Annotated in this window: 22 protein-coding genes and 1 pseudogene; 12 read left to right on the top strand and 11 right to left on the bottom strand. The window is 72.5% G+C overall.

From position 1 onward, the window contains the following. Nucleotides 1-126: 126 nt before the first annotated feature. The 5 genes from GA0070618_RS30020 to aztA all read right to left on the bottom strand — a co-directional run bounded on the left by GA0070618_RS30020 (nt 127) and on the right by aztA (nt 7,772). Entirely contained in the window at nt 127-3,489 is a 3,363-nt protein-coding gene (locus tag GA0070618_RS30020; protein ID WP_088984639.1) for an ATP-binding protein, read from the bottom strand. Beyond that, nucleotides 3,486-4,253: a hypothetical protein gene (locus GA0070618_RS30015; protein WP_088984638.1), complete on the bottom strand. Its 768-nt coding sequence runs from the start codon at nt 4,251-4,253 to the stop codon at nt 3,486-3,488. The genes GA0070618_RS30020 and GA0070618_RS30015 overlap by 4 nt, the downstream gene beginning before the upstream one ends. Beyond that, nucleotides 4,240-5,379, bottom strand: a complete 1,140-nt coding sequence (locus GA0070618_RS30010; protein WP_157749040.1) for an endonuclease domain-containing protein — start codon at nt 5,377-5,379, stop codon at nt 4,240-4,242. The genes GA0070618_RS30015 and GA0070618_RS30010 overlap by 14 nt, the downstream gene beginning before the upstream one ends. A 196-nt stretch (nt 5,380-5,575) precedes the next feature. After that, nucleotides 5,576-6,709: a peptidoglycan recognition protein family protein gene (locus GA0070618_RS30005; protein WP_088984636.1), complete on the bottom strand. Its 1,134-nt coding sequence runs from the start codon at nt 6,707-6,709 to the stop codon at nt 5,576-5,578. 268 nt (nt 6,710-6,977) lie between these two features. Next, complete coding sequence (gene aztA / locus GA0070618_RS30000; protein ID WP_231931516.1) at nt 6,978-7,772, bottom strand: zinc ABC transporter ATP-binding protein AztA; 795 nt, start codon at nt 7,770-7,772, stop codon at nt 6,978-6,980. On the opposite strand from aztA, the gene aztB reads away from it, so the two are divergent. The 4 genes from aztB (at nt 7,747) to aztD (ending at nt 11,982) form a co-directional block, all read left to right on the top strand. After that, the gene (gene aztB / locus GA0070618_RS29995; protein ID WP_088984634.1) at nt 7,747-8,625 is read left to right on the top strand and encodes a zinc ABC transporter permease AztB; all 879 of its coding nucleotides are present in this window, start codon (nt 7,747-7,749) and stop codon (nt 8,623-8,625) included. The genes aztA and aztB overlap by 26 nt on opposite strands. Then, on the top strand, nt 8,622-9,812 hold the full coding sequence (locus GA0070618_RS29990) for a PQQ-binding-like beta-propeller repeat protein (protein ID WP_088984633.1): 1,191 nt from the start codon (nt 8,622-8,624) through the stop codon (nt 9,810-9,812). The genes aztB and GA0070618_RS29990 overlap by 4 nt, the downstream gene beginning before the upstream one ends. Next, nucleotides 9,809-10,723, top strand: a complete 915-nt coding sequence (gene aztC, locus GA0070618_RS29985) for a zinc ABC transporter substrate-binding protein AztC (RefSeq protein ID WP_088984632.1) — start codon at nt 9,809-9,811, stop codon at nt 10,721-10,723. The genes GA0070618_RS29990 and aztC overlap by 4 nt, the downstream gene beginning before the upstream one ends. A 77-nt stretch (nt 10,724-10,800) precedes the next feature. Continuing rightward, a complete protein-coding gene (aztD, locus tag GA0070618_RS29980) occupies nt 10,801-11,982 on the top strand; it encodes a zinc metallochaperone AztD (RefSeq protein ID WP_088985943.1) in 1,182 nt (393 codons plus the stop codon). Between the two features lie 156 nt (nt 11,983-12,138). Here aztD and GA0070618_RS29975 read toward each other — a convergent pair whose 3' ends face one another. Next, nucleotides 12,139-12,444, bottom strand: coding sequence for a hypothetical protein (locus GA0070618_RS29975; protein ID WP_088984631.1), 306 nt, complete (start codon nt 12,442-12,444; stop codon nt 12,139-12,141). A 384-nt stretch (nt 12,445-12,828) separates the two neighbouring features. On the opposite strand from GA0070618_RS29975, the gene GA0070618_RS29970 reads away from it, so the two are divergent. Together GA0070618_RS29970 and GA0070618_RS29965 are read left to right on the top strand one after the other, a co-directional pair. Continuing rightward, nucleotides 12,829-13,536: a hypothetical protein gene (locus GA0070618_RS29970; RefSeq protein WP_088984630.1), complete on the top strand. Its 708-nt coding sequence runs from the start codon at nt 12,829-12,831 to the stop codon at nt 13,534-13,536. 90 nt (nt 13,537-13,626) lie between these two features. Then, nucleotides 13,627-14,211: pseudogene (locus GA0070618_RS29965) on the top strand (SPFH domain-containing protein); the annotation flags it as partial. A gap of 54 nt (nt 14,212-14,265) precedes the next feature. Here the strand turns inward: GA0070618_RS29965 and GA0070618_RS29960 are convergent. Further along, a complete protein-coding gene (locus tag GA0070618_RS29960) occupies nt 14,266-14,685 on the bottom strand; it encodes a YchJ family protein (protein ID WP_088984628.1) in 420 nt (139 codons plus the stop codon). 77 nt (nt 14,686-14,762) lie between these two features. Between GA0070618_RS29960 and rnhA the strand changes: the two genes are divergently transcribed. Further along, nucleotides 14,763-15,263: a ribonuclease HI gene (gene rnhA / locus GA0070618_RS29955; protein WP_088984627.1), complete on the top strand. Its 501-nt coding sequence runs from the start codon at nt 14,763-14,765 to the stop codon at nt 15,261-15,263. Nucleotides 15,264-15,297: 34 nt separating this feature from the next. On the opposite strand, the gene GA0070618_RS29950 is transcribed toward rnhA, so the two are convergent. From GA0070618_RS29950 to GA0070618_RS29940, 3 genes are all read right to left on the bottom strand, one after another. Then, entirely contained in the window at nt 15,298-15,528 is a 231-nt protein-coding gene (locus GA0070618_RS29950) for a hypothetical protein (protein WP_088984626.1), read from the bottom strand. A gap of 69 nt (nt 15,529-15,597) precedes the next feature. Further along, a complete protein-coding gene (locus GA0070618_RS29945; protein ID WP_088984625.1) occupies nt 15,598-15,882 on the bottom strand; it encodes a hypothetical protein in 285 nt (94 codons plus the stop codon). 349 nt (nt 15,883-16,231) lie between these two features. Next, on the bottom strand, nt 16,232-17,041 hold the full coding sequence (locus GA0070618_RS29940) for an SDR family oxidoreductase (protein ID WP_088984624.1): 810 nt from the start codon (nt 17,039-17,041) through the stop codon (nt 16,232-16,234). A gap of 189 nt (nt 17,042-17,230) precedes the next feature. On the opposite strand from GA0070618_RS29940, the gene GA0070618_RS29935 reads away from it, so the two are divergent. The 5 genes from GA0070618_RS29935 to GA0070618_RS29915 are packed head-to-tail and all read left to right on the top strand — an operon-like array spanning nt 17,231 to nt 24,191. Then, a complete protein-coding gene (locus tag GA0070618_RS29935) occupies nt 17,231-20,038 on the top strand; it encodes a beta propeller repeat protein (protein WP_088984623.1) in 2,808 nt (935 codons plus the stop codon). A 28-nt stretch (nt 20,039-20,066) separates the two neighbouring features. Then, a complete protein-coding gene (locus GA0070618_RS29930; protein ID WP_088984622.1) occupies nt 20,067-20,918 on the top strand; it encodes a carbohydrate ABC transporter permease in 852 nt (283 codons plus the stop codon). After that, the gene (locus GA0070618_RS29925) at nt 20,915-22,240 is read left to right on the top strand and encodes an ABC transporter substrate-binding protein (protein ID WP_088984621.1); all 1,326 of its coding nucleotides are present in this window, start codon (nt 20,915-20,917) and stop codon (nt 22,238-22,240) included. The genes GA0070618_RS29930 and GA0070618_RS29925 overlap by 4 nt, the downstream gene beginning before the upstream one ends. After that, nucleotides 22,237-23,286, top strand: a complete 1,050-nt coding sequence (locus GA0070618_RS29920; RefSeq protein ID WP_088984620.1) for an ABC transporter ATP-binding protein — start codon at nt 22,237-22,239, stop codon at nt 23,284-23,286. The genes GA0070618_RS29925 and GA0070618_RS29920 overlap by 4 nt, the downstream gene beginning before the upstream one ends. Before the next feature lie 35 nt (nt 23,287-23,321). Beyond that, nucleotides 23,322-24,191, top strand: a complete 870-nt coding sequence (locus tag GA0070618_RS29915; protein WP_088985942.1) for a carbohydrate ABC transporter permease — start codon at nt 23,322-23,324, stop codon at nt 24,189-24,191. A gap of 105 nt (nt 24,192-24,296) precedes the next feature. On the opposite strand, the gene GA0070618_RS29910 is transcribed toward GA0070618_RS29915, so the two are convergent. Further along, nucleotides 24,297-24,857: a MarR family winged helix-turn-helix transcriptional regulator gene (locus tag GA0070618_RS29910; protein WP_088984619.1), complete on the bottom strand. Its 561-nt coding sequence runs from the start codon at nt 24,855-24,857 to the stop codon at nt 24,297-24,299. Nucleotides 24,858-24,877 lie beyond the last annotated feature (20 nt).

The raw sequence follows: 24,877 nt of genomic DNA, 5'->3' as shown, positions 1-24,877 counted from the left end.
TACTCCTTGATTCTGTCTGGCGACACTGCGTGACGTTGCCCTGCAACGTGTATAGGCTCGGGAAAGGTAAGTCAAGACGCGCTGCCACGACGCAGCGACGGAGTGTCGTGCTGCTGCGCCGAGCTGTCATCGCGCGCGGGCGACCACCTCCTCGTGTGTGAGTGGAGCCGGCGGATGGTGGGTGAGGCACATCGGCGTCCGCACCTTCACGAACGAGAAGCCCTCCCCGGCGGCGTAGAACTCCCCGCTGCCCAGCAGCCCGATGTCCGGTAACCGTCCGCCCTTGGCGTGGGCCAGTCCCCGGGCCGCCTCGATCTGCGCGGGAGAGTTCAGGAGCCCGAAGAACTGGGTGGTCGCGTTGCCGGAGATCTGGTTGTGCAGCCCCTTCGGCGCCTGGGTGGCGAAGACCAGCCCCAGCCCGTACTTACGGGCCTGCGAGGCGAGCGCGATCGAGCTGGCCGTGCACGGTGTGTGCCCGGTCGACGGGGCGAGCGTCTGCGCCTCGTCCATGACGAACAACCCACCCAGCGGCCGGTCCCCGGCCGGGTGGCGGCGGATCCACGCGAACAGCGCCATCTGGAGCTGGTTGACGAAGCTCTGCCGCTGCGCGTCCGAGACGAGCCCGACGAAGCTGATCACCGACACCCGGGCCCGCCGACCCGCCGACGGCGTGAGCAGCGTGCCCGGATCGGCCGGGGTACCGGCACCCCCGAACAGCGGGTCGGTCACCATGGCCGCCTTCAAGGTCTCGGCCACCTCGTGGGCCAGCTTGTCGGCCCGGGCCATCCGGCTCACCCCGTCGGGCAGGGCGGCGAGGAACTCGGTGAAGCCGGGCAACCCCACCAGACCGCTGCGCGCGTACGCCTGCAACGCCTCGGTCAGCACCGCCCTGCCCTGCTGGGCGAGCTTCGTCGTGCCGGCCACCCCGGCGCGGGGCGCGAGTGCCTCGACGGTCGAGCGGATCGCCTGGTCGAACTCGTCGGGGGAGTCCCGCAGCGGGGCGAAGTCGGGCAGCGGCTGGAAGCTCAACGGTCGCCCGGCGGTGACCCGGGGCGTCCAGACGACCACCTCGGTCTGCTCCAGGTAGTCCCGGGCCCGTTCCCGGTCACCGGGCAGCCAGCCGGCCGGCGGGTGCGGCCAGGGGTCACCCAGCCGGGCCAGGTCGTTGTTCGGGTCCAGCACGATCGCCGAGACCCCCTGCCGGGCACACTCCTCCACCAGGCGGCGGATCAGCACCGTCTTGCCGGATCCGGAGCCGGCGAAGACCACACTGTGCCGCCGCAGTGAGGCGAGGTCCACCTCGAACGGACGTGCGCCGTCCGTCGTGTGTCCGAGCCGGACGGCACGGGCAGCCCGGACGTGCGTCCCCGTCCGGCCGCTGTCGGCCGGCACCGGTCCGTCCCCGCCGGTGACCGGCCCGCCGGGGTCGGCCGCCTGCGCGGTGTCCGCCGGGCCGCCGCAGTCCGCCGGCTCTGCGGTGTCCGTCGACTCCGCGGTGTCCGTCGGCCGGTCGGGGTCGACCGGCCCGGCGGCATCCGACGTCGCCCCGGCAGCGTCCGGCGAACCGACGACATCCGGCGGCCCTGTCGCGTCGGCCGGCCCGCCGCCGTCCACCGACCGCTCGGGGGCGGGCGGTCCTTGCGGGTGGTCCGGTCGGCCGCCGCCCGGGTCGCCCAGCACCGCGCCGAACAGCGCCGTGCCGCTGGCCGGTCGCCGGGCGAGCAGCCAGTCCGGGTACGCCGGGTCCGCCTCGGCGGCCAGTGTCCGCAGCGCGGCCAGGACCCGCAGGTCGGCCTCACCGACCGGGTGCGTGACGCCACCGGCGGCGTGGAACGCGTCGAGCACCTCGCCGGTGCGCCGGCCGCTCGGCCACGGACCGTTGCGCAGCAGCACCAGTCGCCGCTGCGGCACCGCCCGGTCCAGCCCCGCCAGGGTGCAGGCGGCCCGGATCCGGCTGAGCACCGCGATCGCGTTGCCGCTGCCGATCGCCCGGAAACACCAGTGCGCCTCGTTCTCGGTGGCCTCGTCGAGCACCTCGACCAGCCGGCCGTGCAGCGCCGGTTTCCGTCCCGGTGGCGGGTCGTACCGGTACGTCGCGCCGGTCGTCGCCTGCTCGCCGATCCAGGCGGCGAGCCCGGCCCCCAGCAGCTCCGGCATCCGGATGTCCTCGGTGGCCGGGTCCAGCGCGCCGTCGACGCCGGCCGTCCGCACCAGCTCGGCGAAACGTTCGTCGAGCCGGTGCAGTCCGACACGGGCGACCCGCGTGGGGGCCGGCGGCGGAGTGGGTCCGGCCGCCGGCACGTCGATCAGCCGGGTCAGCTCGGTGACCTCGTCGCGGTCCCGGCAGGCGGTGACGTGCCGGTCCACCCGGCGCAGCAGGGCCCGTGGGGTGAGGTTCGGCGCGTCCGCGAACGCCTCCGGCGCGATCGGCCAGGTCGGGTGGGGCGGGGTGAAGCGCACGTCCCGGTACGCGGCGGTGAACCGCTTCTCGACCAACGCCCGCCCGATCTCCGGGCTGGGGATGCGGTCGGGCAGGACGGCGGTGCGGAACCGGTCGGCGACCGGGGTCGGCGCGCTGCGGGTCAGCAGTTCCCACGTGTCGGGCAGGCAGGAGAGCACGGTCAGGGTGCGACGGGTGACGTCGCGCAGGGTCAGCAGCCCGTCGGCGACCGGCCCGACCGTCCGGGCGTGCGCGTCCTCCAGCCCCTCGTGCCGGGCGAACAGCGAGGTGCTGGTCTGCGCGAAGAGCGTGTCGAGCTGGTCGACGGCGATGACCGTCGGCTCCAACGTCAGGGCGGCCAGCCGGGAGATGTCCTGCACGATCTGCTGGGGCGAGCGGACCGCTCCGCCGAACCCCCAGAACGCCCGCGCCGCCGGATCCCCGGGCTCGGAGATCAGGTGGGCGTACCCGACGTCCTGGGCCTCGTAGTCGAGGGAGCCGTGCAGCACCAGCGCCCGGGCGGTGTCCTGGGTGTCCCGACCCACCTCCCGGTCGTAGGCCCGCAGGGCCCGGACGAACGTGTCCAGGTCGGCGCGGGTGACCGGCCGCCGCCCAGCGACCGCGTCCCGCACCTCGGCCGGGATGCCGAACTGGGCGGTGAGTCGGCGCAGGAGGGTGGTGAGCTGGGTTCCCCAGCCGAAGGCGTCGCGGCCCATCCCCTCCACCAGGGCGAGCGCGACGCTCTCCCAGAACGTCCTTCCGTTGATCATGCTGACCAGGAAGAAGTAGCCGCCCCGGCGCTGGATCTGGTCGCGTACCGCACCGAGCAAATGGGTCTTGCCCGAGCCGGCGCGTCCCTGCATCGCCACGCCGAGGGGCTGGCCGACGTCGGCGGTGCGCGCCCGACCCACGCCGTGCAGGATTTCCCGGACCACCCGTTCGTGCAGTTCCGGCACGTCGTAGGGGGAGGGCCGCCAGACGTCGTCGGGGGTGGCCGCCGGATTGAAGCTCAGGGCCTCCAGGGCGGCCTGTTCCGCCGCGCCGATCATGCCGGCCCGATCGACAGCGCGTGGTTCGCCTCGTTCCCGATGAGCACGGCCGCCGCCCGGTCCCGGGCGGTCAGCGACTTGGAGTTGGCCACCGGGATGATCCGGACGTCGTCCTGGCGCACCAGGGCGCGCAGCGCGGCGTCCACCGTCTCCCGGTCGTACTCGTCGAGCAGCTCGCGCAGGTCGGCCAGGCCGACCCAGGCCCCCGGGGTGACCGCCAGCTCCCGGTAGGCCGTCCGGACCAGGGTCTGCGCGTCGTCGGCGGCCGACTCGGGCCCGGCGGTCGCGGCCGGGTCGGCGGCGTGCGGGGCCGGCACGGTGTCGGTCGACGTGGTGGTGCCCGCCGGTGGCGTCGTGGTGGAGTCGTCGCCCCGGGCCGGGTCGTCGGCGCCCACGTCGGGGGCGTCCTGGCGGAAGAAGTCGGCCTGGCTGGTCCGCAACCGGTTCAGCCCCCGGTCGACGTTGGCCAGGACGGTGAGCAGTGACCGGGTGGCCGACCCGCTCTGGCGGGGCGGACGTGCGGTGTGCAGCCGTCGGGCGACGTGCCAGCCGTGCTCGGTCAGCTCGTGGGAGAAGGGCCGCTGCGACCGGTCGGTGCTGACCAGGCCGAGCTTCACCAGTTTGGTGTTGTCCGCGCCGGTGAGCGGGAAGCCGGCCAGCTCCCGCAGCTCGGTGTTGGTCAGCTCGCGCGCCTCGACCATGAGCACGACCAGGGCGTTGATCTGGTTCGGCGTCAGGTGGGGCAGGGCGTCAGCGGTGGACATGGTGCCTCGTCTCCTCGTTTCGCACTCCGGCCGGGCGTCGTCCGGCCAGCAGGTCGCGGATGGTGCCCACGACGGCGTCCACGTCGGAGAGCACCTGGTCGTTGGTGAACCGGAGCACGTCGTGCCCGAGCAGTTGCAGCTGGGCGTCCCGGTGGCGGTCGTCGGCGTAGCGCAGTCGTTCCCGGTGCTCCGGGCCGTCCACCTCCACCACCAGGCCCTCCACCGGCCAGAACAGGTCGAGCCGGTACGGTCGGGCCAGGGTGTGCCAGGTCAGGGTGTGGTTCCAGCGGCGTCCACCCGCCCAGCGGTGCCGGGCCAGGGCACGCTCCAGCGCCTGTTCGGCGGCGCTGTCGGCGCGGGGCAGGCCGGAGGTCGGCGGCACCCGCAGCATGGGCGCCGACGGTGGGACGGTCGGGCCCGGCGGGTCCGACCACCGGCCGGCGGGGCCGGTCGGCGGGTCGACGGGCGCGGCGGCGAGCCGGGTCAGCACGTCGGGCAGGGTGATCCGCACCGTGCGGACCCGGTCCACCGTCCGCAGTGGTGCCCCGGTCAACCAGACCGCGCACCGGCCGTGCTGCGCGAACCACTCGGCGGCGGCGGTGACGGCCCGCTCGTCGGCGGGGGTGAGTCCGTCGGGCATCCGGGCCAGCAGGACGACCGACCGGCGGTGGTAGGCGTCGGCGAGGACCCGCACGAGCCCGGCGGCTCGCACCTCCGCCGGGAAGCGGGTGCCGGCGTCGAATCGCCGGTCGGTCGTCGCGCCGTCGAGGGCGCGCTCGGCCAGTTCGGTCAGGAACGGACCGAATCCGCGGGAGCGGGCGGCCACCCGGGCGGTCAGGGCGCGGACCGCCCCGGCCCCGAGCGCGCCGGGACCGTCGAGCCGGTCGGCCCCGGGCAGCCAACGGGGGAACAACGCGACGGCGGCCCGGTCGGCCGCGTCGAGCAGCGTCGCCACCTGCGCGGCGGCGGACACCCCGGTCACCGGACGGAACCGCAGGACCGCCGGGGCGTCGGCGGGCAGCGGGTCCAGGGCGAGGTCGACCAGTTGCGGGTCCGCCCCGGCCAACTGGCTGACCCGGTACGCCGGCAGCGCGGTCCACCATGGACCATCCACCGTGTACGTCATGTCGTGACGATACGTCCGCGTCCGGATGCGTGCGGTGGCACCCCGGTCGTCGGTGCGTGCCCGGCGGCGGACGTCTGCGTCCCGTCCACCGCCGGGCGTTCCCCCACCGCCGGACGGGCGCTCCAGGGCCGCCCGGCAGGACCGAGGCCGCCCCGGGCCGGTCATGCCGGTCCGGGACGGGTCGGGCGTCGGCCGGTCAGCCCTGCCGGAAGGACTGGCGGACGACGCCGCCGACCACCGCGCACCAGGTGCCGGTGTCGACCTTGCCGTGGCTGGGCAGGCCGTGCAGTCGCTGGAGGTCCTGGAGCGCCTTCTTGGTCACCCAGTCGTACTCGCCGGTGACGGTGACGTCGGCGTACCCCTTGACGTTGAGGATGTACTGCACCGCGCTGATCGGCAGGCCGGTCGCGTCCCGGCCCAGTTCCGGGGCGAGGGTCTCCCAGGTCGGGCCGGTCAGGGTGGCGTCGACGTCGACCGGGATGCCGTTGCGGGCCTGCCAGTCCTGCACGGCGGCCACGGTGGCGGCGTCGAAGGTGCCGGTGACCGTGACCGGGTAGCCCCGGTGGCCGAGCAGGTACTGCGCGACCCGGACCACCGGCCCGCCGACGAACCGCCAGATGTCCGGCCACCGCCGGGCCGGCACGTCGGCCAGGTCGGTGCCGAGCGCGGTGAAGACCCGCCGGCGCAGGGTGGGGAACTCGCGGTAGAACATCGCCCCGGGGCAGAGGGTGGCGCGGAAGTCCCAGTGGCCGAAGATGTCGTGGGCGTGCAGCCCGTACCGCTGGCAGATCGCGGTGCAGAGCTTCACGAGGGAGTCGAGCAGCGCCTGCGGGGGCGTCTCGGTGACGTAGGTGCCCTCGTTCTCGATGCCGATGGACCGGCCGTTCTCGCCCGGGCAGTGGGCGGAGACCATCTGTCGCTCACCGGCCCGCAGGGTGTCCAGGCTGCCGCGCCGTCCCTCCAGGACGTACCCGCCCCGGCTGACGGTGAAGTGCTGGCCGGTGTCGGACCAGCCGTTGCCGTCCATGTGCAGGTCCTGGCAGCTCTTGGCCAGCCGGATGGCCTGCTCCTGGGAGAAGTCCGGGGTGTTCGGGTAGGCCATGTGGTGGACGATGATCTTGTTGGTGGGGATGGCGCTGACCACCAGCGGGTCCTTGGGCGGGCGGGCGCCCCACTCGTCGCAGCCGAGGATCCAGTCCAGGTCGTCGCCGGGAGCGGCCTGCGCGGCGGCCGGCAGCGCGAGTTCGCTCCCGACCACGGCGACCGCTGCCGCGCCGAGGCCGGCCCGGAACAGTGTCCGGCGGTCCAGTTCGGGGTTGTCGAAGTACATGGGCATCTCCCTCGCAGCCGGTGACGGCACGAGGCATGTAAAGGAACTCCACAACCCTCGCGCGAGATGGAGAATATTGCCGGGCCGTCGGCAGCGCTAGTACCTGTTTCGAAGTGGAGATCGCCTGACCCGGCGTCGGCGTGTCGGGGATGGATGGACCGCGAGGTCTCCGGTGGGCGGCCCGACGACCAGCAGGAACCCTTCCGGAGACCTTCGGTGGCGAGTCGCGGGTCCAGTCGCCGGGCAGGGGCGATGACGAACCCGACGGTCACGCCCTGAGGTCCTGGACCCCCGCCCCTGCGGACGAGGGGGTCGATGACTCCGCTCGGCGCTCATCCGTGTCGACCGACAGCGTGGCGACGGCATTCGGCGTGGCGGCCTCGAGGCGTACGGTGCGCTCGGCGAGCGCGGCCTCGGCAGGGTCGTGGCTGGCGATGACCACCGCCGCACCGGTGAGGACGCGTTCGGCGAGCAGTTCGTGGACATGCTGCCGGTTGCGGGTGTCGAGGGCGGCTGTCGGCTCGTCCAGGACGTAGATGTCGGCGTCCTGGACGAGCGCCTGCGCGACGAGGGTGCGCTGCCGCTGGCCGCCGGACAGTTCGCGGAGCCGCCGGCGGGCCAGGTGGGCGATGTCCAGCCGTTGCATGATCCGCGCCACGGAGGCGCGATCGTCGCGGCTGAGGCGGCGGCGCAGCGTGAAGCGTCCGATCTGCACGCATTCGGCGACGGTCAGCGGAAGGGCGTCGATGTCGCTGGTGCGCTGGGGTAGCAGGGCGAGGCGAGCCCCCGGTCGGCGGCGGACGCTGCCTTCGGTCGGTTCCTCGACACCTGCCAGCAGGTGTAGGAGCGTGCTCTTGCCGGAGCCGTTCGCGCCGGTCAGGGCCAGCATGGACCCGGATTCGACGCGCAGGTTCACGTCGTGCAGTACGGGGATGCCGGCGTATCGGAAGCCGACGTGCTCGGCGGCCAGGACGTCGAGGCTCAACCCGCCCCCCTTAATGGTAGTCGTTTTCAGTTTCAGTATAGTCGGCCGAGTGATGCCGTCCCTGGTCGAACCGTTCACCGTGTCCTTCGTCGTCCGTGCGCTCGTCGGCGGCGTGCTGCTGGCCGCGGTGTGCGCGCTGGTCGGCGTGTGGGTGATCGCGCGTGGAATGACCTTCCTCGGGGAGGCGATGAGCCACGGCATGCTGCCGGGAGTCGCGATCGCGTCGATCCTCGGCGGCAACCTCGTCGTCGGGGCTGCCGCCAGCGCGTTCGCCATGGCGGTCGGTGTCAACGCCCTGCGGCACAGCCGCGAGTTCGGGCGGGACACCAGCATCGGGCTGCTGTTCGTCGGGATGCTGTCGGTCGGGGTCATCGTCGTGTCGCACTCGCGGTCGTTCGCGACCGACCTGACGGCCTTCCTCTTCGGCGACGTGCTGGCGATCCGCTGGCCCGACCTGCTGATGCTGGGCGCCGCCGTCGCCGTGGTCGCGGCGGTCTCCGCCGCGTGTCACCGGCCGTTCCTCGCCCTGACCTTCGACGCGCGCAAGGCCCGGACGCTCGGTCTGCGCCCGGGTCTCGCCAACGCGGTGATGCTGGCGCTGCTCACCATCACGATGGCGGTCGCCTTCAGCGTCGTCGGCACCCTGCTCGCCTTCGGCATGCTGATCGCACCGTCGGCGGCGGCCATGCTCGTGGCGCGACGGCTGCCCGCCCTGATGCTGACCAGCTTCGTGATCGGCTCGGCCGCCACCGTGATCGGCCTCTGGATCTCCTGGTACGCCGCGACCGCCGCCGGCGCCACGATCGCCGCTGTCGCCGTACTGATCTTCTTCGTGATCCTCGGGGTACGCCGGGTCACGACCGCGGTGCTGCGTCGGCGGTCGGCGGCTCCCTCGCCCCCCGCTGTCCCCTCGCTGGAAGGAAGTTCGTGATCATCACCAGCGTCAGGCGCCTCGCCTGCACTGCCGCCCTGAGCATCACGCTCGCGATGTCCGCGTGCGGTTCGACGAACGAACAACAAGCCGCCGAAGAGAAACCACACGGCTACGTCGCCGGCGCCGAGGAGTTGTCCGAGGCACAGCCGGCCATCGCGTACGCGACCCGCGGTGCACGGCGGCTGCACCTGCTCGACCTGGCCACCGCGTCGGAGCGGGAGATCAGCCTGTCGCATGGCGCCGAGCGGGTCACCGAGGACGGCCGTTTCGTGTACGTCGGCGACGGCCAGCGCAGACTCGACATCGTCGACGTCGGGGTGTGGACGGTGGACCACACCGACCACGTCCACTACTACCGTGCGCCGGCCCGCCCGGTCGGCGCCCTGACGCTCGACGCCCCGATCACGACGGTCGCGGGCTTCGAGGCCCACACCACCATCGGTACCGCCGACGGGAAAGTCACCGTGCTCGACCGCCGCGAACTCGAAGCGGGCAAGGTCGCCACCCTGGCCACGATCGACTCCAGCAGCTCGACGGCGCTGGCCGTGCCGTACGCGGGCCAGCTCCTCGTCGCCGTCGGCGACGATCCGGCCCGGCCGGCGAACCGCATCACCGCCATGAACGAGCGGGGCGAACCGACCGGTGCCTTGGAGGTTCCGTGCCCGGCGCCGCGCGGCTGGGCGGTCCTGCGCGGCGGCGCGGTCATCGCCTGCGAGGGCAATCTCGTACGCGTCAAGATCGAGGGCGAGAAACTCACCGCCACGGTACTGGGCAGCCCACGCACCCCGGTCTCGGCGGGCACGTTCGGGTACCGCCCGCGCAGCAACGAGGCCGCGGTCGCTGATCGCGCCGGAATCTGGTCCGTGAACGCCGCCAAGGCCACCCTGCGGTACCTCCCGGCCACCGGGCGCGCGCTGGTGGCGGCGGCGTCACCGGCGGACGGCAGCACGGTGCTCGCCATCGACACGTCCGGCACGCTGATCAGCTACGACCTCGCGACCGGAAAGCTCCTCGCGCAGAAATCCGTGTCGGCCTCGAACCTGACGCTCGATGCCGATCGTGCCTACCTGGCCGAGCCGGCCGCCCGGATCATCCATGAGATCGACTACCGCGACGGCCTGCGCACGGCCCGCACCCTACGGGTGGCCGGGCGACCGGATCTTGTCGTGGAGGTCGGCCGATGAGGGCACCGAAACTCCTGACGGCGCTCGCCGCCGCGGTTGTCCTGCTGGCCGGTGGAACCGCCTGCACCTCGCCGGACCGGGCGCGCATCGTGGTGACCACGAACATCCTCGGCGACGTCGTCGCGGAGATCGTCGGCGACCAGGCCGAGGTCAGCGTGCTCATGAAGCCGAACGCCGACCCGCACTCGTTCGCCGTCTCGGCACGGGAGGCGCACGCCATGCAGACGGCCGACCTGCTCGTCTACAACGGTCTCGGGCTTGAGGAGGGCGTGCTGCACCATGTGTCGGCCGCGAGATCCGAGGGCACCCCCACCGTCGAGGTGGGTGCGAGGATCGATCCGTTGACGTACCGGGACGGCGACGCCGTTGGGCTTCCCGATCCGCACTTCTGGACCGATCCGGCACGCGTCGTCACCGCCGTGCGGCTGCTGACCGACGAGATCATCACGCATGTCGACGGCGTGGACGCCGACGTCGTCCGTCAGCGTGCCGACTCGTACACGGGCGAAGTGAGCGAGTTCGACGCGAAGCTGGCCGAGCGCTTCGCCGGTATCCCGGCGAAGCGCCGGGTCCTGGTCACCAACCACCACGTCTTCGGCTACCTCGCCGAACGCTACGACCTCACGGTCGTCGGCGCGATCATCCCGAGCGGGACGACCCTGGCGTCGCCGAGCGCCTCCGACCTCGCCTCGCTGGTCACTGCCATCAAGACCCACCAGGTGCCGGCCATCTTCGCCGACACCGCCCAACCCGCGCGCATCGCCGAGGTCCTCGCCGCCGAGGCCGGCATCACGGTACGGGTCGTCGGGCTGTACTCGGAATCACTGAGCGACGTGGACGGCGACGCCTCCACCTACCTGGACATGATGCGCTTCAACTCTGAGGCGATCATCGGCGGCCTGAGCGGCTGACCCCCGGTGGCACCCGTCCGGGCATCCCCCCGTACCTTTATCGAAAATGATTTCCAGTTCTATGAGAGGAAGTAGTGGTGACTCGACGCAGAAGTCATGGTCTGGCCGCGCTGCTGGTCGCCTCGCTGGCGCTCACCGCCTGCGCGTCCGAGACGAAGGATGAGAGTGCGTCCCCCTCCGCGTCGTCCACCAGTGCCTCGGTGAAAAAGCCGGTGGCGGTCACCTACGAGGGCGGCATCTATGTGCTCGACGGCGAGACCTTGCAGGTGGCGCACACCGTCGCCCTCGACGGGTTCAACCGGGTGAACCCGGCCGGCAACGACACGGGTGTCTTCGTCTCGACCGAGGCCGGCTTCCAGGTGCTCGACGCCGTCGCCGGCAGGATGACCGACATCACCTACCCCGGCGCGAAGCCCGGCCACGTCGTGCTGCACGGCGACCGCACCATCCTGTTCACCGACGGAACCGGCGAGGTGCACAGCTTCGACCCGAAGGACCTCGTCGACGGCAAGCCCGCCGGACGCCAGTACAAGACCGCCCAGCCGCACCACGGCGTAGCGGTCGAGCTGGGCGACGGCACCCTCGTGGTCACTCTCGGCACCGAGGAGTCTCGTCCCGGCGCGATCGCGCTCGACCGGGACGGCAAGGAGATCGCCCGCAGCGAGGAGTGCCCCGGCGTCCACGGTGAAGCCGTCGCCCAGGGCGAGGTCGTCGGGTTCGGCTGCAAGGACGGGGTCCTGCTGTTCAAGGACGGGGCCTTCGTCAAGGTCAAGAGCGACCGCGCGTACGGTGCCGTCGGCACCCAGGTCGGCAGCGACGCCTCGGCCGTCCTGCTCGGCGACTACAAGATCGAACCGGACGCGGAGCGTGAGTTCCCCGAGCAGTTCGCGCTGATCGACACCGCCGCGAACTCGCTCAAGGTGGTGCCGATGCCTGAGGGCGTCAGCTACAGCTTCCGCTCACTGGCCCGCGGCCCCAAGGGTGAGGGCCTGATCCTCGGCACCGACGGCAAGTTGCACGTGATCGACCCCGTCGCCGGGAAGATCACCAACGCATGGCCCGTGGTCGCTGCCTGGAAGGAGCCGATGGACTGGCAGCAGCCGCGCCCGGCCCTGTTCGTCCGGGGTGACGCCGCCTACGTCACCGAGCCCGCCACCAAGAAGGTGCACCGGCTCGACCTCACCACCGGCAAGCTCGTCGGCTCGGTGGAACTGGCCGCGACTCCGAACGAGATCAGCGGAACGCTGGCGGCCCACTGAGTTCCCGGTTCCCCGGCGGCCGGGGCGGTCCTCACCCGGCCGCCGGGGAACCGGGCCGAATCAGTCTGTATCTGGTCACGAATGCCCCACGATCGCAGAGTCGTCTTCGGGTGCCCGGCGAACCGCCCCCGGGGCGGGGCAGGCCGCCCTGACAGGTCAGGCCGCCCGTAGTCCTGACCCCGGCACCCGCTGGGGCATCCGCACCTCGTCGGAGGAGGAGTCGTCGGCCGGGGAGGACTCCCGGAGGGTGTCCTGCTGGGCCAGCCGCATCGCCCGTTCCGCCTGACGCAGGGCCGGGCACGGTCCGGGCTCGTCGGGGCAGCCGAGGTTCCCGCACCGGCCGGACGCGTCGAGTTCGTGGGCACGCGCCACGTCGAAGCCGAGCCGCCACAGCAGCGGATCGGTCACGTTTTCGGGCAGGCCGACCTGCTGGCTGGGATAGTTGTGGGAGGCGCTGGGCACGGGTACCCCTCTCGTCGACGTCCACCTGATGGTTCACCACCTCCACCAAAGCTAAACCCCGCGCGCACCGGGGGTGTTGCGAGCTTGATCACCGGTCCGAGCGGGAGCGCGGCACAGCCGGCTACACCGCCACCAGCCGGGCGGCAGCTATACCCGCACCCGCCAACCTCTGGTCGCACCACCGAAGCCGCCCACCCACCGGGTCGGGCGGCTTCTCCACGTGGGAGAGCCGCGTGCCGGTCGCTGGACAGGGGGGACTGCCGGGGTGACCAGGAAGGCGCAGGCGCCCACGCCTGCTCGACGAGCTGGCGGAGACGTACAGGTGGTGTGATTCGGTGGTCACGGTCAGTATGTGTTTGTCGACAACGGGAAGGTGGCCGCCTGATGCCCGATCGTTCCGCCTCGACCGTCTCCGGTCAGCGTGACTGTGCCCTCTACAGGTTCTGGGTGCGCCATCCCGAGACCGGTGGACGTGCCCTCGGATACATCGGCGAAACCGGCCGGCTGCCGTTCCAGCGGCTGATGGAGCACATCTACCAGCAGCCGTGGGCCGACACCATCATGGCCTGGGAGGTCGACCCCGTCACCTTTTCGGACAAGACCTCCGTGCTGGCCGCCGAGCGCAGAGCCATCGAGACGGAGCTGCCGCTGTACAACGTCGACGGCAACCTGGCGAACCCGGGTCGGATTCCGCCCGGCCGGGCCGTCCTCCAACGGCAGGCCCGAGACCCAGGCTGGATGCAGCCTCAGCGCAACGTGCGAGTGCCCCGTCAACGGGCACCCCGAGCAGCCAGCCCACGGGCACCCCGAGCAGCCAGCCCACGTCCCGCTCGCCGCACCGCGCCCCCGTCGCAGCTCGTCCGCTGGTGGACGAGACACCGGACCACCGTCGCCGGGTGGGCCGGGCTGTGGCTGTCGCTGTGGGCCTTCCTGTGGTGGCTCGGCCGGAACGCCTGGGCGGGATGGGACGAGCCGCGTAACGCCGCCGCCCTCGCCTCCGTCGCCTGGGCTCTCGCGCTGTGGGGCCGTCTGCGCACCGGCAACCGCCGCCCCCGTCGCCGTACCCGATCCCGGAGCAGGAACCGCCGGTGACCCCCCGGCCGCCGGGCGGCAGGAGTGGCCGGCGGCGCACCGGGTAACCGCCGGCCCGGGGGAGTGGGGCCTGCCGGAACCGGAGGGGACATGGGAGTCGCCATCATCGGCCTGGTCGTCGTCGTCGGAGTGACGGTCCTGCTGGTGGCGAGCGTCCGGGTGGTGCAGCAGCACCAGCGGGGTGTCGTCTTCCGCTTCGGGCGGGTGCACGACCGGATCCGTCAGCCCGGCCTGCACCTGATCGTGCCGGTCGCCGACCAGATGGTCCGGGTGAGCGTGCAGACCGTGCTGACCCAGGTCCCCGCGCAAAGCGCGATCACCCGGGACAACGTGCCCCTCACCGTCGACGTGGTCGTGCGGCACCGGGTGGTCGACCCGGTGAAGGCGCTGGTGGACGTGTACGACTACCCGTCGGCTCTGCTCCAGGTGGTGCGGACCGCCCTGCGGTCGGTGCTCGGCGGGGTGGATCTCGACACCGTGATCGGCGACCGGGAGCGGGTCAACGCCGCACTGGGCGCGGCCGTCGACGGGCCGTCCGGGCGGCCCTGGGGCGTGCTGGTCGAGCGGGTCGAGGTGCGGGACGTGGTCCTGCCCGAGTCGTTGACCCGGGCCATGTGCCGCCAGGCCGAGGCGGAACGGGAGCGGTGGACCCGGGTGATCGCCGCCGACGGCGAGGTCCCCTTGTACCACCGGGGCGGCCCGGCCCGCTGAGCGCCGGTGCCGGTCGGGTCAGCCGTCGTCGGTCTGCCCGTCGAGGTAGACCCACGCCCCGTCCTCGCGGCGGAACCGGCTGCGTTCGTGCAGCGTGCCGGGGCGGCCCCGGTGCCGGTAGTGGGCCCGGAACTCCACCGTGCCGGTGGTGTCGAAGAGGCCGCCACCGTCGGTCGCGAGCACTTCGAGCCGGGTCCACCGCAGCCGGGGGTCGAGGTTCAGTTCGGCTGGCCGGGTGCGGGGATGCCAGCTGCGGAGCAGGTGGCCGACGTCGCCGACGGCGAAGGCGGAGAACCGGGACCGCATGAGGGCCTCGGCCGTCGCCGCGCTGGTCTCGGCGCGGTGCAGCGGTGCGCAGCACTCGCCGTAGCCGCGTCCCGTGCCGCACGGGCACGCCGAGGTGTCCGTCGTCTTCCGCTCCGCGCCACGCCCGCCCACCGGGCCATTCTGTCCGAGCGGCCCGTCCCGTCGGACACCGGGCGTCGGTCCGGCGGACGGACGGTAGGTTGCCGGGCATGGTGGAGACGACGGTCGACCCGGGCGGGGCGACGACCGGCCGGGTCGTGGAGATCTGGACCGACGGGGCGTGCAGCGGAAACCCGGGGCCGGGCGGCTGGGGCGCGGTGCTGCGCTACGGGGCGCACGAACGGGAGATCAGCGGGGGTGAGGCGACCGCGACGACCAACAACCGGATGGAGTTGATGGCCGCCATCCAGGCCCTGGAGAGTCTCACCCGCGCGGTCACCGTACGGATCCACACCGACAGCACCTACGTCCGGAACGGCATCACCGGCTGGCTGGCCTCGTGGAAGCGCAACGGGTGGCTTACCGCCGCCCGCCAGCCGGTCAAGAACGCCGACCTGTGGCAGCGGCTGGAAACCGCCTGCGGTCGACACGAGGTGACCTGGCACTGGGTGAAGGGGCACAGCGGGCACCCGGAGAACGAGCGGGCCGACGCGCTGGCCAACCGGGGCATGACCGAGGCCAGGGCGGCGTCGCGCGACGGTTCACGCTGAGCCCGCCCGGGATCCCGGTGCCGACCGTGGCCGGCTACTCGTACCGCGCCGGGTCGGCGCTGCCGGAGACGTCGTCGACGTCGTAGCCGGCCCGGCTGGTCGTGGTCGCCGGCTGCCCCTCGTCGGGCGCCGGCCCGCCGAGGTCGTCGCCGGTGTCGTCGGTGCTCCGCAGCGATTCGCCCGGCGGTCGGAGCGACGCCTCGTACGCGGTGGCGCCGTCCGGTTCGTCGGTGGCCGCGCGATCTGTGTGCTCATCGGTGCCCATACCGCACTCCTGCCCGCGCCGTCGCGGCGCAAACGTCGACCCACCGACCGGTCCGCCGGGCGGTCGCCGTCAGCGTTGCCGCCGGTCGTCGATCTCGGTGTGGTCCTCGCCGGGCCGGGCGCCGATCGCCTCCTCGGCGGCCCGACCGTCGGTCGCCTCGTCGCCCAGGTCGAGGTCGCTGCGGGGCATGTCCTCGACACCGGTCACCGTGCCGCTGCCGCGTCGGGGACCAGACTCGCGGGAGTCGCCGGTCCGGCCCGGTCGCACCCCCGTCGCGTCGACCCGGCCGCCGGCGGTCTCGCCGGGCAGGTGGTCGGCGCGGGACCGGGCCACCCGTGGTACGTCGTCGCTCATCTCACCCTCCGTCCACTCGACGGGTGCGTCGACCGTGCGACGCCACCCGTGACGGCCTTGCGGGGCGGGTTCCCGTCGGGCCGGCCCGGAAACCACCGGACGTGCCGCCGAAGGCGTCCCGTACGTCTGTCGTGCCGCGATAATTGACCATTCGGCTGACAACGGAATCGCATCGTAATTCGACGGTGCCGGCGGCGATATCGAATCGTTGCCGATATACGACAACCGATCCGGCCGTTACCGGAACGATTCATTCGCAAGCCGGAAAGAGCTTTATGGTCGGACCCGGGCGTCCCGATCCCCCGGGGCAGGCCGACAGAGGAGGCGTCGGCCTGCCCCGGGTCTCCGGTCACCCGGACCGCCACTCGTCCGAGGGCAGATGGGATCCGGCCTGTGGCCCCATCATCAGCATTCCGCCGTCCACCGGCCAGGACGCCCCGGTGACGTACGCCGCGGCCGGGGAGGCGAGCAGCGCCACCACCGCCGCGACCTCCCGGGCGTCCCCCGGCCGCCCCACCGGCACGCCGGGACGCTCCCGGGTGAACGGGTCGACGTCCTCCTGCCCGGTCATCGGAGTGGCGATCTCGCCCGGGGCGACCGCGTTGACGGTGATCCCGTCCGCTGCCAGTTCCTGCGCCATCACCTTCGTCAGCAACCCCAACCCGCCCTTGGCCGCGCAGTACGCCGCCGAGCCGACCCGGGGCGCGTGTTCGTGCACGCTGGTGATGTTGACGATCCGCCCACCGCGTCCGGCGGCCCGCATCCGCCGCGCCGCCCGTTGACCACAGAGGAACGGTCCGTCCAGGTCGACCGCGAGCACCTCCCGCCACTGTTCCCACGCGGTGTCCACGAAGGGTGTGGACGCACCGGTCCCGGCGTTGTTGACCAGCACCCCGATCCCACCGAGCCGGTCGGCCAACTCGTCGACGACCGACGCCGCCTGCGGTAACCGGGTGAGGTCCAGGTGGGCGGTCTCGGCCCGGCGGCCGGCCGCGCGTACCTCCTCGGCGGTGCGTTCCGCCCCCTCGGCGTCGGAGTACCAGGTGACGCCGATGTCGAAGCCGGCCCCGGCCAGGGCGGCGGCGCAGGCCCGACCGATGCCGGAGTCGCCGCCGGTGACGACCGCGATCCGGGGATAGTTTTCATAACGGTTTGGCATGCGCTACCCGTACCCCCGGCCACCACACCTACTCCCACCTGCGCGGGACGGATCGTCGACGGGCCGCCGGGGCAGGGCCACCGGCCGGGGGATTGTCTGCCGAGATCCGCTCTGAGATCCTCCACACCGGACGCTGCCAGTGGCGGTCGCCAATCCGGCGCCGGACCCGGGCGGCAGGAGGGACCCCTCGTGAAGCGCAGACGTCGCCACCTCTTCGTAGGACTCGCGGTCGCGGCCCTGGTAGCCACGACCGGCGCCGCGGGCATCCACCTCGCCGGCGCCGAGGTCGCACCGGCGGCCGCCCCGGTCGGTGGGGAGATGCCCGGCCGGCTGGGCGCCCACCTCCAGCGGCTGCACCAGTCCGTGCCGGGCAACACCGGCATGGCGCCCGAAGGCCCCGGGTACGCCGCCCAGCAGGAGTTCCTGGAGCGGGCCTACCCGGCCGCCGGGATCACCGTCGCCCAGATGGACCGCTCGCGGGACGCGTACGCCCGGGCCGAGCGGCGCGGCGGCGCGGCGCGGGGCGGTCCCACCAGCCGGTGGACCAACATCGGCCCCAGCGAGGCGCTCTACCCGTTCACCGAGTTCCGCAACGCGTGGAACTACGTGCCGAACGAGTACGTCGCCGGTGGCCGGGTCACCTCCATCGACATCGCCCCGGACTGCAAGCCGCTGCTGTGCCGCGCGTACGCCACCCCGGCCGGCGGCGGCGTGTGGGGCACGCTGAACATCCTCGCCCCCCAGCCCAACTGGATCTACCTCGGCGGCCCGCTCGGCATCAACGCCGCCGGCGCGGTCGTCATCGACCGCAACGACCCGACCGGTCTGACCGTCTACGTCGGCACCGGCGAGGCGAACACCTGCGCCTCCGGCTGCGTCGCGGGCGTCGGCCTGTACAAGTCCACCAACGGGGGTCTCACCTGGCAGGGCCCGTTCGGCAAGGACTCCCTCGCCGGCAAGGGCATCGGCGAGATCACCATCAAGCCGGGCGACCCGAAGACCCTCTACGTCGCCACCACCACCGCGCTGCGTGGCATGTCCAGCTCCTGCTGCACCGGGGTGACCCGTCCGGTGCCGGACGCCGCCAAGTGGGGCCTCTACAAGTCCACCGACGGCGGCAAACGGTGGACGTTCCTGCACAACGGCTCGGCCAACGCCACCGAGTGCACCGGCAACGCCGCCGAGTACAACAACACCACCGCCTGCTCGCCGCGCGGGGTCCGCTACGTCAAGCTCGACCCGCGTGACCCGCAGGTCGTCTACGCCTCCTCGTACGCCCGGGGCGTCTGGCGCTCGCCGGACGGCGGCACCACCTGGACGCAGATCAAGGAGTCGCTGAACCGGGCCGTCTTCCAGACGCGCGCCGCGATCGACGTCACCGCGCTGCCGAACGGCAAGACCCGGATGTACGTCTACGAAGGCAACATCGGCAACCCGTACTCGCGGCTGTTCCGCAGCGACGACGTGGCCGGCGCGACCCCGACCTTCACCGACCTGACCAGCTCCAACCCGGCCGACCCGGGCTACGCCACCTACAACCAGTGCACCGGCCAGTGCTGGTACGACGTCTTCGTGCACACCCCCAAGGGGCACCCGGACATCGTCTACACCGGCGGGTCGTACGTCTACGGCGAGACCGTGGCGAACAAGCGCGCGGTGGTCCTCTCCACCGACGCCGGGGTCAGCGGCACCGACATGACCTACGACGGCACCGACGAGCTGCACCCCAACGGCATGCACCCCGACCAGCACGCGCTCGTCACCAATCCGCGCAATCCGTACCAGTTCTTCGAGGCCGGCGACGGCGGCCTGGTGCGTTCCAGCGGCCAGTTCGTGGACCGTTCGGCGTGGTGCGACAACCCGGACCGTGGCCTGGTCACCGACGCGCAGAAGGCCCGGTGTCAGCAGATGCTCTCCCGGATTCCCACGAAGATCGAGGGGATCAACAAGGGCATGACGACGTTGCAGTACATCAGCCTCTCGGTGAGCCCGCACGACCACACCCTGTTGCAGGGCGGCACCCAAGACAACGGCACCTGGGAGAACAAGGGCCAGCGCAAGCAGTGGGTCAACACGATGATCGGTGACGGTGGCGCCTCCGGCTTCGACGTCGGCAAGCCCGAGTTCCGGTTCCACACCTTCTACGACGCCACCCCCGAGGTGAACTTCGCGGGCGGGGACATCGGTAGCTGGATCTCGGTCTCCGACCCGATCTTCGGCCACCCGGGCACGCTCTTCTACGCCCCGGTGATCAGCGACCCGAAGGTCAGCGGCACCATGTTCGCCGGCACCGGGCGCACGGTCTACCGCACCAAGACCTTCGGCCTGGGCGACCGGACCGTCGAGGAGGCGAACCGGATCTGCAACACCTGGACCGGCACGTACGAGGCGCAGTGCGGTGACTGGGCGGAGCTGGGCACCACCCGGCTCACCGACGCCGCCTGGGGCGACCGGGCCGGCGGCGCGGTCTCGGTAGTCGAGCGGGTCGCCGGCAACTCGTCGACCGCGTACGCGGCCACCAGCACCGGCCGGGTGTTCGTCAGCCACAACGTGGACGCCGAGCCGGCGTCGGCGGTGACCTGGACCCGGATCGACACGGCGAACACCCCGAACCGCTTCGTCACCAGCATCCACGTCGACCCGGCGAACCCGAACCGGATGTGGATCTCCTACAGCGGCTTCGGATCGAACACGCCGAGCACGCCGGGGCACCTGTTCGAGGTGACCGTGGCCGGTTCCGGGGCCACCTGGGCGGACCGGTCGTACGACTTCGGCGACCAGCCGGCCACCGACCTGGTTCGCGACGACGTGACCGGCGACCTGTACGCGTCCACCGACTTCGGTGTGCTGCGGCTGGCCCGGGGCGGCACGAGCTGGACCCCGGCCGCCGCCGGCATGCCGAACGTGGAGGTCGCCGGGCTGACCGTCGTGCCCGGCAAGCGGATCCTCTACGCCGCCTCGCACGGGCTCGGCGCCTGGCAGCTCACCCTCCGCTAGGCGGTGGACGATCATCGGTGACAACCGGGTGAGGGGCCGCGGACGCGGCCCCTCACCGCTGCCCGAGGGTGCGCTGCGTGTCTGGCGCACCCTCGGCGCCGCCTTCGTCCTCCTGGTCTTCGTGCCGCCCCTGGTGCTGCTGGTCTCGGGCTCGCTGACCCAGCCCGGCCTGCCCCCGTCGCCCACGCCCCAGTTGGTGCCGGACCCGCTGGCCACGGTCGGCTACGAGCAGGCCGTCGAGCTGGGCGGGTTGCTGCGGGCCTCGCTCAACTCGGTCCTGGTCGCGGTGGTCGCCGTGCCGCTGAGCGTGCTGGTGGCCTCGCTGGCCGGCTTCGCGATGGCCCGGCTCGCCCCGCGTACCACCGGTGCCGTGGTCGTCGCGTCCCTGGTGGCGCTGATGGTGCCCGCGACCGCGCTGCTGGTGCCCCGCTTCGCGATCTTCCGGGTGCTCGGGCTCACCGACACCCTGGTCCCGCTGGTCGCCCCGGCGCTCGTGGGCACCTCGCCGCTCTACGTCCTGGTCTACTACCTGGCGTTCCGGGCACTGCCGGCGGAGTTGTACGACGCCTGCCTGGTGGAGGACCTGAGCCCGGTACGGACCTGGTGGCGCGTCGCGTTGCCGCTGGTCCGCCCGGTGACCGCCGGCCTGACCGCGCTGACCTTCGTGCTCACCTGGTCCAACTTCCTCGACCCGCTGGTCTACGTCTACGACCGTGACCTGTTCACCCTGCCGCTGGCGTTGCGCTCGCTGTCGGTGCTGGACCCGACGAACTTCCCGGTCTTCCTGGCCGGCGCGGTCGTCGCCACGGTGCCGGCGCTTGTGGTGTTCGTGCTCGCCCAGCGGCGTTTCCTGCACACCCCCGACCGGAACGGACGATGATGCGACCGAAGGCGCTGCTCGCGCTGCTGCTGTCCGCCCTGCTGCTCACCACCGGGTGCGGCTCCGGCTCCGACCCGTCCGAGGGCGGGCCGGTGCGACTGCTCGTCTTCGGCGCGCCGGAGGAACTCGCCGCCTACCGCACCCTGATCGGGGCGTACGAGAAGAAGCACCCGGACGCGGATGTCCAGCTCGTCGAGGCCAGCGACCGCAAGGACCTGCTGGCGCGGCTCTCCACCTCGGTCGCCGGGGGCGCGCCGCCGGACCTGTTCCTGATGAACTACCGCTTCTACGGCCAGTTCGCCGCCAAGGGCGTCATCGAACCGCTCGACGACCGGATCGCCGGTTCCCAGGAGCTCGATCCGGCCGACTACTACCCGGTCGCGATGGACGCCTTCAAGTGGGACGGCAAGCAGCTCTGCCTGCCGCAGAACGTCTCCAGTCTCGCCGTCTACTACAACCGGACGCTGTTCACGAAGTACGGCGTGCCCGAGCCGAAGGCGGGCTGGACCTGGAACGACCTGGTCGGCACGGCCACCATGATGACCCGCGACGCCAACGGGACGGTGGTCAAGGGCACCGAGAGCGAGGGAGCGGCCCTGCGGCCGACGGTGCACGGGCTCGGCGTCGAACCGTCGATCATCCGGCTCGCCCCGTTCGTCTGGTCGGCCGGCGGCGAGATCGTCGACGACCCGGCGAAGCCGACCCGGCTGACCCTCGAAGGACCGGCCGCCCGGGAGGCGCTCAAGAACCTGGTCGACCTGCGCCAGGCGTACGGCGTGACGCCCACCGACGAGGAGGTGGAGGCCGAGGACGACGAGTCCCGCTTCGCCAACGGACGGCTCGCCATGCTGATGACCTCCCGGCGGGCGACCACGAACTTCCGTACCGTCACCGGCTTCGATTGGGACGTCGCCCCGCTGCCGGTGTACGGCAAACCGGTCGGCGTGCTGCACTCCGACGCGTACTGCATGCCGACCGGAGCGAAGAACAAGGCTGCCGCGTGGCGCTTCCTGGAGTTCGCCATCGCCGAGGAGGGGCAGCGGATCATCGCGGCGACCGGGCGTACCGTCCCGTCGCACGTCGAGGTGGCCAACTCGCCGGCGTTCCTCGACCCGACGAAGCCGCCACGCAACGCGAAGGTCTTCCTGGACGCCATTCCCACCGTCCGGGCCCTGCCCACCGTCTCCACCTGGCCGGAGATCGAGGACGTCAGCTACGGCATCCTGGAGAACGCCATGTTCCGGGGCGACCGCCTCGACGACGTGATCCGTCAGCTCGACACCGAGACCCGGCCGATCTTCGCCCGGGGCGAGCAGGGGTGAGCGCGACGGGTGTCGCCCTGGCCGGCGTCTCGGCCGCGTACCGGGGCACGGAGGTGCTGCACGCCGTCGACCTGGCGGTGGCGCGCGGGGAACTGCTGGTGGTGCTCGGCCCCTCCGGCGCGGGCAAGTCCACGGTGCTGCGGGTGGTGGCCGGACTGGAACCGGTCACCGGCGGGCGGGTGCTGATCGCCGGTCGGGACGTCACCGCCCTGCGGCCGGGGCGGCGCAACGTCTCCATGGTGTTCCAGTCCTATGCCCTCTTCCCGCACCTGACGGTCGCGGAGAACATCGCCTTCGGCCTGGAGGTGCGCGACGTGCCCCGGGCCGCCGCCCGGGACCGGGCCCGGGCGGCGGCCGAGACGGTGGGCTGTGCCGACCTGCTCGGCCGCCGTCCCGGGCAGCTCTCCGGCGGGGAACGGCAGCGGGTGGCGCTGGCCCGTGCCCTGGTCCGGGAACCGGACGTGTTCCTGCTCGACGAGCCGTTGTCCAACCTCGACCAGGCGCTGCGGGTGGAGATGCGGGCCGAGCTGCGGGCCCTGCACGACCGGCTCGGCGCGACCATGGTGCACGTCACCCACGACCAGACCGAGGCGTTGGTGCTCGCCGACCGGATCGCGGTGCTCCGGGACGGCCGGGTCGAGCAGGTGGGCACCCCGGACGAGATCTGGCACCGCCCGGCGAGCGTGTTCGTGGCCCGGTTCGTCGGCTCCCCGGCGATGAACCTGCTGCCCGCCGACGCGCTCACCCCGACCGGCGACCCGCCACCGGGAGTGGGCGGTGACACGCGGCTCGGCTTCCGTCCCGAGGCGGTCGGCCTGGCCGATCTGGCGTCGACCGGCGACGGTGGCGCGGCGGTGGTCGACCGGGTCGAGGTGATCGGCGAGGACGCCTACGCGTACCTGACCGTGCCGGGCGGACACCCGGTGGTGGCCCGCGTCCCGGCGGCCCGGCGTCCCGCGCCCGGCGCCGCCGTCCGGGTCACCGTGCGCTGGCCGGACGTGCACGTCTTCGACGCCACCTCCGGGCGACGGGTCGACCCGGCGTGAACCCCGACACCCGCTCCCGTCGGCAGTTGCGGCTGATGCTGGTGCCGTACCTGGTCGGTCTGGTCGGCCTGGTGCTGCTGCCCGCGGCGGTCACCCTGGTCCTCGCGTTCACCGAGTACGACCTGCTGCGCGCGCCGCGCTTCGTCGGGTGGGACAACTTCACCGAGTTGGTCGACGACCCGGTGTTCTGGGTCTCGCTGACCAACTCGCTGGTCTTCGCCCTGGTGGCGGTGCCGCTGCGGCTGGCGCTGGCGCTGGGGCTGGCGCTGCTGCTGCACCGGCGCGGCCCCGCCGTCGGCTCGGCCCGCACCGCGGCCGTGCTGCCCACGGCGGTGCCGGAGATCGCGTACGGGCTGCTCTGGCTCTGGCTGCTCAACCCGCTCTACGGCCCGATCAACCAGGTGCTCCGGCTCGGTGGGGAGAACGGGCTGACCGTGTTCGGCCGGACCCCGCCGCAGTGGCTCACCGACCCGACGGACGCGCGTGCGGCGATCGTCCTGATGAGCCTGTTCACCATCGGGGAGACCTTCGTGGTGCTGCTCGCCGCCCGCCGGGCGTTGCCCGCCGACGTGTACGAGATGGCCGCGATCGAGGACGCCACCGGCTGGGACGTGTTCCGCCGGATCACGCTGCCGCTGATGGCTCCGGTGCTGGGGCTGCTGCTGGTCCGGGACGCGATCGGCAGTCTCCAGTTCTCCTTCGTCCCCGCGTTCGTGGTGACTGACGGCGGACCGCCCCCGTACGCCACCACCTACCTGTCGCTCTTCGTCTACCGCAACGCCTTCGAGTACCTCCGGTACGGCTACGCGGCGGCGGCGACCCTGGTGATGATCATGCTGACCGTCGCCGCGGTGGTGCTCCAGTGGCGGCTGATCCGCCGCTACCGGGGCTTCTACCGAATCTGACGCCCACCCGCCCAGTCGTCCGGGGCCACCCCCGCTCCCGTCGATCATGGACTTCGGGCACCACCCAAAACTCGCAATCGCCACAAACGAGGCGCCACAACTCCATCATCGACGGAGTGGGCGGGGCGTCGGGCGGGGCGGGAGGGGCGGGGGAGAGGGGCAGGGGGTGGGGGTGCGGTTCGGGTGCGACGTCTCGGGGCAGGGGACGTCGGCCGCGAAGCGCTGGAGGGCGGCGGTGAAGGCGGGCAGGTCCGACGTGCGCAGGTGGTCGAAGACGTGCCGTCGTACGCTCGCCAGGTGGGCCGGCCAGGCCTGGCGCAGCCGGTCGAAGCCGGCGTCGGTGAGCACGGCGTGGTAGCCGCGCCGGTCGTTCGGGCAGCGTTGCCGGCGGACCAGGCCCTGTTCCTCCAGGCGGTCGACGATCCGGCTCATTCCGCTGAGCGACAGGGCGCCCGCGACGGCCAGGTCGTTCATCCGCAGCCGTCGGTCGGGTGCCTCGGAGAGGAGCCGGAGCGCGGTGTACTCGCTCATCGACATGCCCTGGTCGCGCAGCAGGTCCGCGTCGAGGGCCCGGGGGACGGTGAGGATCGTCCGGGCGAAGGCGCGGAGGAAGGCCTCCTCGTCGGCGGTCAGCGGGCCCTGCCGGGGCGGCTCCTCGGTCGTCACGGCCCCACCCTACTTGCTTG

It is taken from the genome of Micromonospora echinospora (assembly GCF_900091495.1).
Classification (GTDB): Bacteria; Actinomycetota; Actinomycetes; order Mycobacteriales; family Micromonosporaceae; genus Micromonospora; species Micromonospora echinospora.
Note: the sequence above shows the minus strand (reverse complement) of the source record. Positions and strands in the feature narration are given on the sequence as shown.

Excerpts from the sequence above, each read along its gene's own strand:
- GA0070618_RS30020 (WP_088984639.1), bottom strand. The coding sequence starts at position 3,489 with ATGATCGGCGCGGCGGAACAGGCCGCCCTGGAGGCCCTGAGCTTCAAT.
- GA0070618_RS30015 (WP_088984638.1), bottom strand. The coding sequence starts at position 4,253 with ATGTCCACCGCTGACGCCCTGCCCCACCTGACGCCGAACCAGATCAAC.
- GA0070618_RS30010 (WP_157749040.1), bottom strand. The coding sequence starts at position 5,379 with ATGACGTACACGGTGGATGGTCCATGGTGGACCGCGCTGCCGGCGTAC.
- GA0070618_RS30005 (WP_088984636.1), bottom strand. The coding sequence starts at position 6,709 with ATGTACTTCGACAACCCCGAACTGGACCGCCGGACACTGTTCCGGGCC.
- aztB (WP_088984634.1), top strand. The coding sequence starts at position 7,747 with ATGCCGTCCCTGGTCGAACCGTTCACCGTGTCCTTCGTCGTCCGTGCG.
- aztC (WP_088984632.1), top strand. The coding sequence starts at position 9,809 with ATGAGGGCACCGAAACTCCTGACGGCGCTCGCCGCCGCGGTTGTCCTG.
- GA0070618_RS29970 (WP_088984630.1), top strand. The coding sequence starts at position 12,829 with ATGCCCGATCGTTCCGCCTCGACCGTCTCCGGTCAGCGTGACTGTGCC.
- rnhA (WP_088984627.1), top strand. The coding sequence starts at position 14,763 with ATGGTGGAGACGACGGTCGACCCGGGCGGGGCGACGACCGGCCGGGTC.
- GA0070618_RS29950 (WP_088984626.1), bottom strand. The coding sequence starts at position 15,528 with ATGGGCACCGATGAGCACACAGATCGCGCGGCCACCGACGAACCGGAC.
- GA0070618_RS29945 (WP_088984625.1), bottom strand. The coding sequence starts at position 15,882 with ATGAGCGACGACGTACCACGGGTGGCCCGGTCCCGCGCCGACCACCTG.
- GA0070618_RS29940 (WP_088984624.1), bottom strand. The coding sequence starts at position 17,041 with ATGCCAAACCGTTATGAAAACTATCCCCGGATCGCGGTCGTCACCGGC.
- GA0070618_RS29925 (WP_088984621.1), top strand. The coding sequence starts at position 20,915 with ATGATGCGACCGAAGGCGCTGCTCGCGCTGCTGCTGTCCGCCCTGCTG.
- GA0070618_RS29915 (WP_088985942.1), top strand. The coding sequence starts at position 23,322 with ATGCTGGTGCCGTACCTGGTCGGTCTGGTCGGCCTGGTGCTGCTGCCC.